This window comes from Longispora sp. NPDC051575, assembly GCF_040681875.1.
GTDB lineage: Bacteria > Actinomycetota > Actinomycetes > Mycobacteriales > Micromonosporaceae > Longispora.
Map to the genome: position 1 here is coordinate 114510 of NZ_JBFAZP010000001.1, position 12908 is coordinate 127417.

Consider the following 12908-nt stretch of genomic DNA (forward strand, 5'->3'; position numbering starts at 1 on the left):
GGCTATATTGGGCGCGCCGCCCGCCGGGCCGCCCGGCGTCAGGAGCAGTTCGTGACCATGACCATCCCGAAGCCCATCATCGTGCTGCTCGTCGAGGACGACCCGGGTGACGAGCTGATGACGCGTGAGGCGTTCGAGGAGAACAAGGTCAAGAACGACCTGTTCGTCGCCCGGGACGGCGAGGAGGCGCTCGACTTCCTCTACCAGCGCGGCGAGCACACCGGCGCGCCGCGTCCGGACCTGATCCTGTTGGACCTCAACCTGCCCAAGTACGACGGCCGGGAGGTCCTCGCGCAGATCAAGGCCGATGAGGACCTGTCCACGATCCCCGTCGTCGTGCTCACCACCTCCCAGGCCGAGGAGGACGTGCTGCGCACCTACCGGCTGCACGCCAACGCCTACGTCAACAAGCCCGTGGACTTCACCCGCTTCATCGAGGTGGTCCGCCAGATCGACGACTTCTTCGTCACCGTCGTCAAACTCCCCGCCAGGTAGCGCCCGGGTCGATCTCTCGCCCCAGGGGTGAACGCCATCTCTCGCCCCAGGAACGCCATCTCTCGCCCCAGGGGTGAACGCCTCGGCCCGACTAGTGGTGTCCGATGTTGATCGCCCGTTCGGGCCGCCTCCAGGTCGGGGTTCGGCCGATCGGGGCACATTCCCAGCTCACAGCGCCCGTCATCGAGACGGCGGACGGTTGGAAGTCGTGGCGGGCGGGTACAACCCGAAGATCAGCTCAACGGATGAGGGAGCACAACGTGGACGCGATCGTGTTGCTCAAGGACGACCACAAGCTCGTCGAGCGGTTGTTCAAGGAGTTCGAGAAGACCAAGGCCACCGCCACCCCCGCCGCCAAGCGCAAGCTGGTCGACAGCATCTGCTCGGAGCTGGTGACCCACGCGTTCATCGAGGAGACGATCTTCTACCCCGCCGCCCGCGAAGGCGCCCCGGACACCACCGACCACATCCTCGAATCCGTCGAGGAACACCACGTCATGGACTGGCTGCTCGCCGAACTCAGCGGCCTGGACCCGTCCGATGAGACGTTCGACGCCAAGGCCACCGTCCTCATCGAAAACGTCCGCCACCACGTCGAGGAGGAGGAGAAGGACTGGTTCCCGCTCGTGCGCAAGGCCCTCGGCCGCAAACGCCTGGTCGAGCTCGGCGAACAGATGACCGCCGCCAAGCCCAAGGCCCCCGCCTCTCCCCTGGCCCTGGCGTCCGCCAAGAGCTGACCTGATCGGTCGGGTCGACCCTGCCACCGTGCGTGCCGACGCGGCCCACCCCGTGATGGACACCGGGCCGTGGATCTTCGGCCACAACGTGCTGCCGCCCGCAGGCGTCATCGACCGGGTCGACCCGACCGACGAGAGGTGTACGTCACCCACGGCCGCGATGTGATCGCGGCCGAGCCGGAGTTCGACCCGGTCGGGTACTCCGAACTCCGACCGGTACCGCGAACCGGCTCGCCGACCTGCCCGAAGGAGTTCCGCCATGGCCACACTGCGCGCGCTCGTGCTCGGCTGCACCCTGAAGCCGTCCCCGGCCCCGTCGAGTTCCGACCAGCTGGGCCGCGAGGTCCTGGCCGCGCTGGGCGAGCACGGGGTGGAAGGTGACCTGGTGCGCATCGTCGACCACGACGTGCGCTTCGGGGTGTCCGTCGACGAGGGCGACGGGGACGGCTGGCCGGCGATCCGGGCGAAGGTCATGGCCGCCCACATCCTGATCATCGCCACGCCGATCTGGATGGGCCAGCCGTCCAGCGTGTGCAAGATGGTCCTCCAACGCCTCGACGCGGAGCTCTCCGAGAAGGACGAGGAGGGCCGGCTGCTCACCTACGGCAAGGTCGGCGCCGTCGCGGTCGTCGGCAACGAGGACGGCGCGCACCACACCACCGCCGAAGTGCTCCAGGCCCTCAACGACGTCGGGTTCACCGCCCCCGCCGCCGCCTGCACCTACTGGGTGGGTGAGGCGATGGGCAAGGTCGACTACAACGACGCCGGCCCCAAACCCGACACCACGGGGGCTACGACCAAGACACTGGCGGCCAACGCCGCACACCTCGCGCGCCTCCTGGCAGACCGGCAGTACCCGCCCAGCTGACACCGGTCGTCCAGCACGTCCGGCTCACGCCGGTCGCGTTCAGCTCCACCCGGGTCCCGGATGGAGCTGAAGTCCGCGCCTCGCCGGTCGGGCGCGGCGCCTAGACGCGCGGGGCGGTGTGCCACATCGTGCAGCACTGCCAGGTGTTGGCCCCGTCCCCGTCGGCGCGCAGCCACCGTACCTGTCCGGACAGGTTTTCCGCGCACTCCGGGCAGCGGTCGTCGTCGGGGGCGTAACTGGGCCAGTGCGCCGCCCATCCGCCCACCGGTCCGTCGATGCGGGTCCAGACCGGCACCGCCCCGCACAGTGCGCGGAGTTGATCTCCCGCCCACACCAGGGCCTCGACCTGCGCGGCCGGGTCGGCGTTCGGCGACGCTATCCAGGGCCGCATCCCGCTTCCGGCGTCGGTGCACAGCACCCAGCCGGGCTTGTCGTAGGCCCAGTGGAAGCACAGCACGTACTCGGCGTTCATGCCGGCAGTCCTCTCTTCTCGCGGTGTTCGGCGCATCGCCTCCCGCGCCTTCCGCCTGGCTGGCATCGACCGCGTCGGGATTCGTGGACCACGGCCGGGGCCGTCGCCACTGCTGCCGGAGTGTGGCCGGTGGGGGGTGCGGGCCGGCGGGTGGCACACGATGACGCGCACCGCGCCCGCCGGCCACACCGCCCCACCAGCCTGTGGCGGCGATACCCGCCGCATACCCGGGGCAAACACCCCACTACCCACGATTCTGAGGGCGTCCGCGGTCAGGGATCTGGACCTGCGGGTTTGGAACAGGGCGCAACGGGATACACAGCAGGTGGCCGTGAACACCTCCGGCCAGAGGCCGCCGAGGCGTCGCTCGTGGTTTGAGGGGGCTGCGGACGACGCGGTGGCCTCGCCGACCGCGCGTGGGGCGACACCTGGGCGGTGTCGCCCCACGAACCCGGCCGGGTCGCCCCACGAACCTGGCCGGCAACAGCCCCGGACCACGAGGGAAGTCGGATGTCGAGCTGGGTAGGTATCGCCGCCGCGAGCTGGGGCGTGGTCATGGGCGCCGCCCCGGCGCTGCAGATCCGCAAGATGATCCGGGCGGGCGGAGCCGAAGAGGTGTCGCCCAGCTACTTCGGTCTGTTGATCGTCGGATTCGTCCTGTGGATCGCCTACGGCATCAGCCTCGGGGACTGGGCTTTGATCGTCCCCAACACGGTCGCGCTCACCACCGCCGTGGGAGCGTTGGCGGTCGCCCTGTACTTCCGCCGCCGGCACCGCCCCGACGACTCGCGGCCCGCATAGCCAGCTCGACTTCCCCTGCGTGCGCGTGCTTCCAGGAGGGACACAGGTAGGTGCGGACCGACGGCAACCAAACTCGTCGCCCCGGCAAGTGACCGGTCGAGGGAAGCCAACTCCTCCAACGCATCCGGCCGGGTGCGGTCAGCAGGACACGCAGGTCCGCGCCGCCGGGAGGACCTCCAGGCGCGCCGCATCGATCTGTCGAGCGCACCGCTCGCACGCGCCGTAGGTGCCGGCCTCGAGCCGGTCCAGGGCGGCGCGCAGCTCGGCGACCCGGCGCGCGGCGCGGTCGATCTCGATGTTGCCGGTCTGCTGGGAGGCGGCGGCCTCGGCCAGGTCCGCGGCATCACCGGCGAACGCGACGGCGTGGTTCCCGTCGTGCAGTGAGCGGGTGGTGGCGTAGTCGGCGTCGGCGACGGCCAGCTGCGTCGAGAGCGTGACGCCGACCGTGGGGATGACGGGGGTGAGCATGGCGGTCATCGCGACTTCCTTCCATCGGAGATTGCAGATGCGATACCCGGCGTGGCCGACTTCACACCCTCCTCCAGAAATTATGGAAACGAGGACGTACGCCGCCGATGACCCTTGGGGACGGCGCGGTTGACTCACACGGCGTGGGATGGCGGTCGGTGGAGGATCCGGCTAGTCCTCGAGGAACCGACCGAGCGCGGCGGCGAGCTGTTCCGGTGCCTCCTCGGCCATATGGTGCCCGGAGACGATGGAGTGGCCGGTGACATCGTCGGCCCAGTTCCGCCAGATCGGCAACGGGTCACCGTAGAGGTCCTCGGTGTCGTCCCGCGTGGACCAGAGCATCGTGACGGGGCAGCCGATCCGGGTACCCGCCGCACGATCTTGTTCTTCGTGTTCGAGATCGATGGTGAGCCCCGCCCGGTAGTCCTCCAGCATGGCCCGCACGACGGCGGGATCACGGGTCGCCCGGCGGAACTCGCGGTGGTTCTCCTCCCCCATCGCGTCGGGATCCCCGGCGTACCACCGGTCGGGGTCGGCGTTGATGACCCGTTCGGGGGTGTCGGGCTGGGCGAAGAAGAACCAGTGCCACCAGCGGGTCACGAACATCACGGTGATCCGCGACAACCGTTCACTGATCGGCAGGGCATCGAGGAACGCCACCCGGGTCACGGCCGCGGGATGGTCCAGGACGAGCCTGAACGCGACCGCCCCACCCCGGTCGTGACCGGCCAGCGCGAACGTCTCGTGTCCCAGGGCGGCCATCACCGCGACCATGTCGGCGGCGACCGCCCGTTTGGAGTAGCCGCTGTGGTCGGCTGTCGGCGCCGGCCCCCGGGAACGGCCGTAGCCGCGCAGGTCGGGACAGACCACGGAGAAACCCTCGGCGACCAGCAGCGGGGCGGCCCTGTGCCACGTCGCCGACGTGCGGGGGTGACCGTGCAGGAGCAGCACGGGCGGACCCGTGCCACCGTACCGGACGAAGATAGAGGACTCCCCCAACTCGATCCGGTCCTCGGCGAACCCCTCGAACATCCCGCACCCCTCTCCGTGCGACCCCGGCCCTTGACGGGTCCGGCGTCCCCGGTCTCCTGATACCCGATCATGGCGGGAAAGACACTCCGTGCCATCGGGCGCTTTCCTTCCCGTACACGCGGCTGCGTGTTTGACAGGAAGGCATACGCGGTATGTAGGGGGGAATGCCCGGGTGAGGAGTGCCGGACGACAGAGCACGAGGGCGCCGCCCGGGTCGCGGACCCGGCGCCGTCAGCGACGAGGAAGGCCCGCCATGAAAGACAGACCCGCCACCGACAAGACCGGGACTCCGGACAGTACGAGCGTGGAACAGGCCGCCAGTGGCAACGATCTGGCCCGGCCGGACGGGCGGGAGCCGGAGGACATCCCGCGCCCGGACGACGTGCCGTCGGACAGCAGCGACGGCGACACGTGACCGGAACGGCCGTGGGGCGGACCCGGTGATCGGTCCGCCCCGCCGCCGTTCGCCCGGGTCCGGCTGATCCCGCCGCGCCCACGCACCGGTCCCGGTGCCCGGCTCCTCGATATCCCCGAACAGCGAACGCACCCCCAGGTGGCACGGGTTTCCCCCTGTCGGAACGAGGGTAGAGGTCAGGCAGATGTCGATCACTCGACACGACCTGTCACTGGGGGTGGAACGTGAGGTTGCCGACCGCGCGGGGTCCGCTGTCCGGGGCTCTGCTCACCACCCTGGGATCAGCTCCGGGCACGCACAGGCGCGGCTGGCCGGCCGTGGACAGCGCCGAGCCCCTGACGGACGAGGATCTCCAGTTGGCCCTGTTCGTCTGCTACGAGCTGCACTACCGGGGCTGGGACGACGTCGCCGAGGACTGGGAGTGGGACCCTGTGGTCCTGACGCTGCGCGCCCGGCTGGAGGCGCCCTTCGAGGCGGCCCTGAGGGCCGAGGCCGGCACGCAGCCGCCCGTCACCCCCACCGGGCTCGCCGACAGACTCACCGCACTGGTGGGTACGTCGCGGGGTCCGTCCCTGGCCGGGTACATGCAACGGCACGCCACCCTCGGGGAGTTCCGGGAGTTCGTGGCGCACCGGTCCGTCTACCACCTGCGCGAGGCCGACCCGCACTCGTGGGCCATCCCCCGCCTCGACGGCCGCCCGAAGGCCGCCCTGATCGAGATCCAAGCCGACGAGTACGGCGGCGGGCGGCTCGAGCGGATGCACTCCGAACTGTTCCGCACCACGATGGACCAGCTGGCTCTGGACTCCACCTACGGGGCCCACGTCGACGCCGCGCCGGCCGTCACCCTCGCGCACAGCAACGTCATGTCCCTCCTCGGCCTGCACCGCCGGCTGCGGGGCGCGGCGCTGGGACATCTGGCCGCGTTCGAGATGACCTCGTCGATGGCCAACCGGCGCTACGGCAACGGACTGCGCAGGCTCGGCGGCGGCCCCGTCGCCACCCGGTTTTACGACGAGCACGTCGAGGCCGACGCCGTACACGAACAGATCGCCGTGCACGACCTGTGCGTCGCGTTCGCCGAACGGGAACCGCACCTGGGCGGCGACGTCCTGTTCGGGGCGGCCTGCGCCCAGATCGCCGGAAGCGTCACCGCCACGCACCTGCTCGACCACTGGAAGGCCGGCCGGACCTCCCTCCTGCACGCCCTGCCACCCTGCCCGGACGACCTGCTCGGCGCGGCCGCGTGAACCGCGTCGGACGGATCCGCGAAGCCGCCGCCCGGGGCCTGCGCCACCTCGCGGCGGTTGTCGAGGCACGCCCGGGGTCCCGGCCGGAGCAGCGTCCGCAGCCGTCCGCAGGGGACATTGTGCCCTACACCGATGGCCCGCTCCTCGTCCGCGGCGACGTGCCGCTGCACAGCGTCGACGGCCGGGCCATCGACCCCGGCCGGGTCACGTACGCGCTGTGCCGGTGCGGCAAGTCCGGGACCAAACCGTTCTGCGACGGCACCCACAAGGCCGCTGGGTTCCAGGCCCCCAGCGGACGACAGGACCCTCGGCACCAGAACCGCCCGGAACGCTGAGAACGAGGAGGACGACCATGGGGCTCGGATACTTCCTGTCGAGCGAGGAGTTCACTCCCGCGGAGCTGATCGCCCAGGCCCGGATGGCCGAGGCTGCCGGGTTCGACCGGCTGTGGATCAGCGACCACTTCCACCCGTGGAACGACGCCCAGGGACAGAGCCCGTTCGTCTGGTCGGTGATCGGCGCCCTCTCCCAGGTCAGCACCCTGCCGGTGACCACGGCCGTGACCTGCCCGACCGTGCGCGTGCACCCGGCCGTCATCGCCCAGGCCGCCGCGACCAGCGCCGTACTCCTCGAAGGGCGTTTCGCTCTGGGGGTCGGCTCCGGTGAGGCGCTCAACGAACACATCCTGGGCGACGCCTGGCCGCCGGCCGACATCCGGCTCGACATGCTCGAAGAGGCCGTGCATGTCATCCGCGAACTGTGGGCCGGCGGGTTCGTCACCCACCATGGCCCGCACTACACCGTCGAACACGCCCGGATCTACACCCTGCCCGACACCCCGCCCCCGATCCTCATGTCCGGATTCGGCCCCAAATCCATCGAACTCGCCGGGCGCATCGCCGACGGGTTCATCAGCACCCGACCCGACGCCGACGCGATCGCCGACTTCGGCAAGGCCGGTGGCACGGGAAAACCAACCGAGGCCGGGTACAAGGTGTGCTGGGCACCCACCCACACCGAAGCCCTCGACATCGCCCACGAGCGCTGGCCCAACGCCGGCCTCCCCGGCGAACTCGACCAGGTACTGCCCTCACCCCGACACTTCGAGCAGGCCTCGACCCTCGTCACCCGCGACGCGCTCGCCGAAAAGATCACCTGCGGCCCCGACATCGACGCGCACGTCGAGGCCTACCGGACCTACGAGAACGCCGGATTCGACCGCGTCCACGTCAACAACATCGGCCCGTACCAGAAAGAGTTCTTCGACTTCTACCGCACCACAGTGCTGCCACGGCTGTAACCGGTCGTGTCGATCCAAGGGAAACGTTCACGAAGGAGTCCGATGACCAACCCTGCCGACCACGAGGCGGAGACCGGCGAGTCGCCCAAGGCCCGCGTCGACCGGGAGACCATCGAACTCCTCAACGGGCTACGGGTCATCCTCCCCGGCGTCCAGGTGCTCTTCGCCTTCCTGCTGGCCGTTCCGTTCGCCACCGGATTCGCCCAGGCGGATGCCTTCCAACGCGACGTGCTCCTGGTGACCGCGGTCGCGGCGGCCGTGTCCACCATCCTGCTGATCGCCCCCGCGGCCCAGCACCGGGTGCTCTTCCGCGCCGGCGCCAAGGAGGAGCTGCTGCACCGCGCGAACCGCTTCGCCGTCGCCGGCACCCTCACGCTCGGCGTCGCGATGATCGGCGCGCTCCTGTTGATCCTCGACTTCGTCTTCGCCCGCGGCATCGCCATCGGCGTGTGCGTGGCCGTCGCCGCGCTGCTGGTGTGGTCCTGGCAGATCCAACCCGCGATCATCCGACGCCGATCCTCGAGGACCTGACCGCCGCTGTTCGCCCACTCCGGTACTACGACGTGTCCGAGGTGTGGTCTGTCCCGGACCGGGCGAGCTAGCTGGTGTCCCCTGGACCGCCGCGCCGGCTGGCCCGCGTGCCACCTGGCCGCTCGGCGACGTGCGGTCAGGCCACCCGCGCGGGTGTCGCGTGCGAGGGCCGGACCGTCACGTCGAGCCTGCGGGGCCGGAGCCCCGTGGTGGCCCGGAACCGTTCGAGGCTCGCGTCGACGTGTGCCCGCACCTCCGTGATCCGCGCCCCGGGCGCGGTGTCCAACCGGATCCAGAACTCGGGTTCGGGGGCGTCTCCGGTCAGGGCGACGGACACGGCGGTCACGAGCCGGCCGGTGGCCAGGTCCCGTTGCAGCGCGTGGGCGAGCGCCCTGCTCCGGGCGGTGGTACGGCCGGGGAGCTGCTCCGCGGTGAGCCCCTCCGTCGGGGCGTGCGGACCGGGACCTGCGGGCGGGCGGTGGACCTGGACGTCGAGGACCGAGTAGACGCGGCCGGTGCGCTGCCCGCGCAGGACGAGGTCGTGCAGCGGCCGGGCCGCGCGGCGACGGAGTTGGGCGCGCAACAGCCACAGTCCGCCCAGGGCCAGGAGGACCCCTGCCGCGATGACCAGTACGAGCCCCCAGGTGGTGTGTCGTCGCCACAGGTCCAGGATCCGGTCGCCGAGCAGCGGGTGGTCCGGGTCGAGCGCGCCGAACCGGCCGGTGTGGGCGGCGATGCCAGCGGCACCAGCGGCGGTGAGGCCCACTCCGAGCGTCGCCCACAGCACCCGGTTCGTCGTGTCGGTCACGGTGTCCTCCAGCGGGTCAGGCGACGCGGCGGGGGCGCGTCATGCGGATACTGACGTGGTCGGTACCGGGGGCCGACAGGTGTGCCAGCTCCTCTTGTACCACCTTACGAACGGCCGGCCGGTCGTCTCGCCGACCGGAAGCGGTGACGGCGACCTTCCAGCCGCGCCGCAGCCTGGCACGGGTGACCGTGACCGCCGGTATCCTGCTGACCGCCTCGACGAGGTGGCGTTCCGTGGCGCGGCGCTGCACGTGCCAGCCGTCGGCGACGGGCAGCCGGTCGGGGGCCCAGCGGCGCAACTGGACGACGAGTACTGCCAGACCGAGTACGACGGCAGCGACGGATACGGCCAGCACGGGGGTGTCCGCCCAGTGGGTGGTGGTCGCGGTGTCGTACCAGGAACGGCGCGGCACGATCCACGCCGGCCGGTCGGCGGCCACCAGGATCCCCTCGACGGCCACGACGATCCCTCCGGCGAGGAGGGCGAGCGCCAGCAGGACGGACACGAGCCGGTTGAACAGGCGCATGGTTCCCCCGATCAGGAGTTGACGTACCGGCCACGGCGCCGGTCGGGACGGCCGGTCGTGCGCCCGACGGGAGCCGGGCGCTGACCGGGGGGCGCGTGCCGGGTCGCGCAACGCACCGTTTCCCGTGGTCAGGAATCGGGCAGGGATTCCAGTTCGAGGTCAGCGATGTGCACGAGCACCGTGCGGGTGTCGCCGTGCTCGGCCAGCACGGCGGCCGCGGCCCGGTGCACCTGTTCGGCGATGGGTCCGGCGGGGACCGCGTCGAGGACGACATGGATCCGCACCTCGTCGCCCGCCAGCCGGATCCCGGGCACGCTGCCACCCCGGAACTGGGTCGTCACCGCCACCGGCCCCGCCGAGGCGCACCGTGCGACCCCGGGCACGGCGGTGACGGCGTCGCGGAGCTGCCCGGCGAGCTGGCCCGGCGGAGTGGTCGAACCCGACCCGAACGACCCCGCCGGCGGAGTCCCCGCCGCCGGTGACGACGTGGACGTCCTCACTGGACGCGGGACTCGGGCGCCTCGTCGGCCGTGTCCCCTTCGACGAACACGTCGTCGACGTTGACGTTGACTTCGACGACCTTCAGGCCGGTCATGGTCTCCACCCGGTCGATGACGTTGCGGCGAACGGCGTCGGACACGTCGACGATGCTCTGCCCGTACCAGGTCACGATGTCCAGGTCCACGGCCGCCTCACGTTCGCCCACCTCGACCGAGACGCCCTGCGACGGCGCCTCGCTGGTGCCCGGCACCAGGGCCTTGAGCTGCCCCATCCGGCGCGACAGGCCCGAACCCATCGAGTGCACGCCCGGAATCTCCCGGGCGGACAGTCCCGCGATCTTGGCGACGACCCCGTCGGCGATGCTGGTCTTGCCGGTCTCCGTGATCAGCTGCGACCGCGACGGCGCTCCCTGCGGACGGCGGGCCAGCGTGCCGGTGTTCGTCCGGTCGAGCGCCCGGCCGTCCGGGGACCTCGGCCCGTTCTTGGCGGGCTCTTCGGCCCGGTTCTTGAGGTCGTCCCTTGCCTGCGTCGCTGCGTCGGTCATGGCGAAACCGTCCCCTCGTGTGTGGTTGTCCACTCGCGTGTGTTCGTCAACGGGCCTTGCTGCGGGATCCGAACCGGTCGACCAGTTCGGCGACGTCGACCTGGCCGTCGAGCACCCGGCCGACGAACCAACCGGCGACACCTACCCCGACTGCGGCGACGGCGGCGCCGAAGCCGGCCACCGCCCAGACCGCGACAGTGAGAAACCCGACCAGGAAACCGAACTGCTGGCGAGACATCACGCCCCCTCACGACGGGTCGCGGCAACACGATCGACAATGGCAACGGACCGCAACTCCACCGACACTAACCGTCAGGCCCGGTACTCATCGACGATTGGAAGATCTCCTATGGATCCGGTAATGCGCCGTCCACGGAGCCGTGACCGTGGTAATGCCGGCATCACACCCGGGGGTCGCTCCGAGGGAAGTTATCTGACGATATGCGCCCGTATGCCCTTCAGGGCGGGCGCGGGCGCGCGTCCGGTCAATCGGTCAGGAGACGGATCACGGCAGGACCCATCCGGCGGCGTACTGCCAGGTCCGCCGGGTCCTCGCCCTCGCGCAGCCGGGCCGCGACGACGGTGCCGGCGTGGTACAGGTCGACGATCCGCGGGTCCACGTAGGAACCCCGGGTGACCGCGGGGGTGTTGCCAAGCAGTTCGGCCGTCTCGCGCATCACGACTGTCACCAACTTTCGGCGGGCGGTGGCCGCCTCCGGGCGCGGCCGGATGGCCAGGAGCGTGGCGGCCAGCACCGTGGCGTGCCAGGTACGGAAGTCCTTGGCTGTCAACTCCTCGCCCGTACTTGCGCGCAGGTAGTCGTTGATGTCGGCGCTGCGGACGTCGGCCCACGTGCGGCCGGCGCGGTAGGCGAACAGCTCTTCGTCCGGCGCCGCCCGGCCCAGCAAGGTGCGCACGAGCCTGGCCAGCAACGGATCCTCGATGTCCTGGTCCACGGCGACGCCGCTCTTGGCGGGGAAGCGCAACGTGACCGTCGCACCGCGGACGCGGACGTGGTCGCGACGCAGGGTGGCGAGCCCGAACGAGGGTTCGTCGCCGGTGGCGTAGGACTCCCCTCCGATCCGCAGGCACGCGGAGTCCAGGATCCGGACGCAACCGGCCAGTACCCGGTCGCGGGTCGGACCACGTTCGGCGAGGTGGCGCTCCACGTCCGCACGCAGCCTGGGCAGGCGTCGGGCCACGTGGAGTACGCGGTCGAACTTCGCCCCGTCACGGCGGGTCCGCCACGCGTCGTGGTAACGGTACTGCCGGCGGCCGGCCGCGTCCGTGCCGACCGCCTGGATGTGACCGGCCGGGTCAGGGCAGATCCACACCTCCCGCCACGCGGGCGGAATCGCCAGAGCGGACAGGCGCTCCAGTACGTCGGGATCCCGGACCGGCGTGCCCGCCGCGTCGGAGTAGGTGAAACCCGAGCCGCGCCGCCGACGGGACCAGCCCTTCGTCCGCGGATCGCTCCGCCTCGTCCGCATAGGTCACGTACCCCTCTCGGCGTTGTTCCCGGGGCTCTAGGTTCTGGTGCCCGGCGTCGGGTCATCGACAGCGTCGGGCGACCCGGTGGCCGGGGAGTCCGGCCCCTGACCAGGGCCCGACCGGCCGCCGAGCACCGGCACCGCCGGGTCGTCCTTGTCCGCGGCGTTGGCCACATCGGGTCGGGGAAGGGGGCTGTGCTCTTCGCGCGGATCCTTGCTCATGACTCCTCCTGGCTGGTTGGTCTGCTCGGCCGAGACCTCCGCCGGCCGGGGTCTCACGCCCACCGACTACCCCGACCCGCCGTCCTCCACACCTGCGGTGCGACCCGCCCGATGGCCGCGACGCCCCGTCGTCGAGTGGGGCAGGCACCCCCGTCTCGTTCGACGCGGACGTACCGCTCACCCTGCGCGTCGCCCTCCCGCACCTCGCGAGTGCCCAGGTGTCGCGGCTCTGCGGCCCGCACGCACGGTCAGCGTCTGCCGGTGCTCGGCGGCTGGTCCTTCCCCTTGGAGGAACCGCCGCGCCCAACCCCGAAAACAAAAGCCTCCATAGGTGTACGCAACGGGCATTGCTGGTACTGCGGTTGGACCGACCTTCCGAGGAGGCCCGCCGTGACGGTGGCGCGTTCGGGTAGTCGCCGACGAGGGGGTTTCCGATCGCCGTTGGTCG

General features: G+C 71.0%; 20 protein-coding genes. 10 read left to right on the plus strand and 10 right to left on the minus strand.

The genetic code is table 11. From position 1 onward, the window contains the following. Positions 1-57 precede the first annotated feature (57 nt). From AB0M43_RS00440 to AB0M43_RS00455, 4 genes are all read left to right on the plus strand, one after another. Positions 58-495, plus strand: a complete 438-nt coding sequence (locus tag AB0M43_RS00440; RefSeq protein ID WP_363720908.1) for a response regulator — start codon at positions 58-60, stop codon at positions 493-495. A gap of 245 nt (positions 496-740) precedes the next feature. Then, positions 741-1232, plus strand: a complete 492-nt coding sequence (locus tag AB0M43_RS00445) for a hemerythrin domain-containing protein (protein ID WP_363719689.1) — start codon at positions 741-743, stop codon at positions 1230-1232. A gap of 28 nt (positions 1233-1260) precedes the next feature. Then, positions 1261-1398, plus strand: coding sequence for a hypothetical protein (locus tag AB0M43_RS00450; protein WP_363719691.1), 138 nt, complete (start codon positions 1261-1263; stop codon positions 1396-1398). A gap of 93 nt (positions 1399-1491) precedes the next feature. Continuing rightward, positions 1492-2100: an NAD(P)H-dependent oxidoreductase gene (locus AB0M43_RS00455; RefSeq protein ID WP_363719693.1), complete on the plus strand. Its 609-nt coding sequence runs from the start codon at positions 1492-1494 to the stop codon at positions 2098-2100. A gap of 100 nt (positions 2101-2200) precedes the next feature. Here the strand turns inward: AB0M43_RS00455 and AB0M43_RS00460 are convergent, their stop codons facing one another. Continuing rightward, entirely contained in the window at positions 2201-2572 is a 372-nt protein-coding gene (locus AB0M43_RS00460; protein WP_363719696.1) for a hypothetical protein, read from the minus strand. A gap of 510 nt (positions 2573-3082) precedes the next feature. Here AB0M43_RS00460 and AB0M43_RS00465 point away from each other — a divergent pair. Continuing rightward, positions 3083-3373, plus strand: a complete 291-nt coding sequence (locus AB0M43_RS00465; RefSeq protein WP_363719698.1) for a SemiSWEET family transporter — start codon at positions 3083-3085, stop codon at positions 3371-3373. A gap of 138 nt (positions 3374-3511) precedes the next feature. Here the strand turns inward: AB0M43_RS00465 and AB0M43_RS00470 are convergent, their stop codons facing one another. Together AB0M43_RS00470 and AB0M43_RS00475 are read right to left on the minus strand one after the other, a co-directional pair. Beyond that, a complete protein-coding gene (locus tag AB0M43_RS00470) occupies positions 3512-3850 on the minus strand; it encodes a TraR/DksA C4-type zinc finger protein (RefSeq protein ID WP_363719700.1) in 339 nt (112 codons plus the stop codon). Positions 3851-4012: 162 nt separating this feature from the next. Continuing rightward, positions 4013-4873, minus strand: coding sequence for an alpha/beta hydrolase (locus tag AB0M43_RS00475; RefSeq protein WP_363719702.1), 861 nt, complete (start codon positions 4871-4873; stop codon positions 4013-4015). Positions 4874-5126: 253 nt separating this feature from the next. Between AB0M43_RS00475 and AB0M43_RS00480 the strand changes: the two genes are divergently transcribed. From AB0M43_RS00480 to AB0M43_RS00500, 5 genes are all read left to right on the plus strand, one after another. Beyond that, positions 5127-5288 (plus strand): hypothetical protein, encoded by a 162-nt coding sequence (locus AB0M43_RS00480; protein ID WP_363719704.1) that lies wholly within the window; start codon positions 5127-5129, stop codon positions 5286-5288. A 224-nt stretch (positions 5289-5512) separates the two neighbouring features. Next, entirely contained in the window at positions 5513-6538 is a 1026-nt protein-coding gene (locus AB0M43_RS00485; protein WP_363719706.1) for an iron-containing redox enzyme family protein, read from the plus strand. A 119-nt stretch (positions 6539-6657) separates the two neighbouring features. Continuing rightward, positions 6658-6873: a CDGSH iron-sulfur domain-containing protein gene (locus AB0M43_RS00490; RefSeq protein WP_363719708.1), complete on the plus strand. Its 216-nt coding sequence runs from the start codon at positions 6658-6660 to the stop codon at positions 6871-6873. A gap of 17 nt (positions 6874-6890) precedes the next feature. Continuing rightward, positions 6891-7838, plus strand: a complete 948-nt coding sequence (locus AB0M43_RS00495; RefSeq protein ID WP_363719710.1) for a TIGR03557 family F420-dependent LLM class oxidoreductase — start codon at positions 6891-6893, stop codon at positions 7836-7838. Positions 7839-7880: 42 nt separating this feature from the next. Next, a complete protein-coding gene (locus AB0M43_RS00500; RefSeq protein WP_363719712.1) occupies positions 7881-8369 on the plus strand; it encodes a DUF6328 family protein in 489 nt (162 codons plus the stop codon). Positions 8370-8505: 136 nt separating this feature from the next. Here AB0M43_RS00500 and AB0M43_RS00505 read toward each other — a convergent pair whose 3' ends face one another. The 7 genes from AB0M43_RS00505 to AB0M43_RS00535 all read right to left on the minus strand — a co-directional run bounded on the left by AB0M43_RS00505 (position 8506) and on the right by AB0M43_RS00535 (position 12460). Next, positions 8506-9177, minus strand: a complete 672-nt coding sequence (locus tag AB0M43_RS00505; RefSeq protein ID WP_363719714.1) for a hypothetical protein — start codon at positions 9175-9177, stop codon at positions 8506-8508. 16 nt (positions 9178-9193) lie between these two features. Beyond that, entirely contained in the window at positions 9194-9703 is a 510-nt protein-coding gene (locus AB0M43_RS00510; protein ID WP_363719716.1) for a hypothetical protein, read from the minus strand. Between the two features lie 128 nt (positions 9704-9831). Further along, complete coding sequence (locus AB0M43_RS00515; protein WP_363719718.1) at positions 9832-10203, minus strand: hypothetical protein; 372 nt, start codon at positions 10201-10203, stop codon at positions 9832-9834. After that, positions 10200-10748 carry an Asp23/Gls24 family envelope stress response protein gene (locus tag AB0M43_RS00520; RefSeq protein WP_363719720.1) on the minus strand — a complete coding sequence of 183 codons (549 nt, stop codon included), beginning with the start codon at positions 10746-10748 and terminating at the stop codon, positions 10200-10202. The genes AB0M43_RS00515 and AB0M43_RS00520 overlap by 4 nt, the downstream gene beginning before the upstream one ends. A gap of 46 nt (positions 10749-10794) precedes the next feature. Beyond that, positions 10795-10986: a hypothetical protein gene (locus tag AB0M43_RS00525; protein WP_363719723.1), complete on the minus strand. Its 192-nt coding sequence runs from the start codon at positions 10984-10986 to the stop codon at positions 10795-10797. 247 nt (positions 10987-11233) lie between these two features. Beyond that, on the minus strand, positions 11234-12238 hold the full coding sequence (locus tag AB0M43_RS00530; RefSeq protein WP_363719725.1) for a DNA topoisomerase IB: 1005 nt from the start codon (positions 12236-12238) through the stop codon (positions 11234-11236). 36 nt (positions 12239-12274) lie between these two features. Beyond that, a complete protein-coding gene (locus AB0M43_RS00535) occupies positions 12275-12460 on the minus strand; it encodes a hypothetical protein (RefSeq protein WP_363719726.1) in 186 nt (61 codons plus the stop codon). Positions 12461-12908 lie beyond the last annotated feature (448 nt).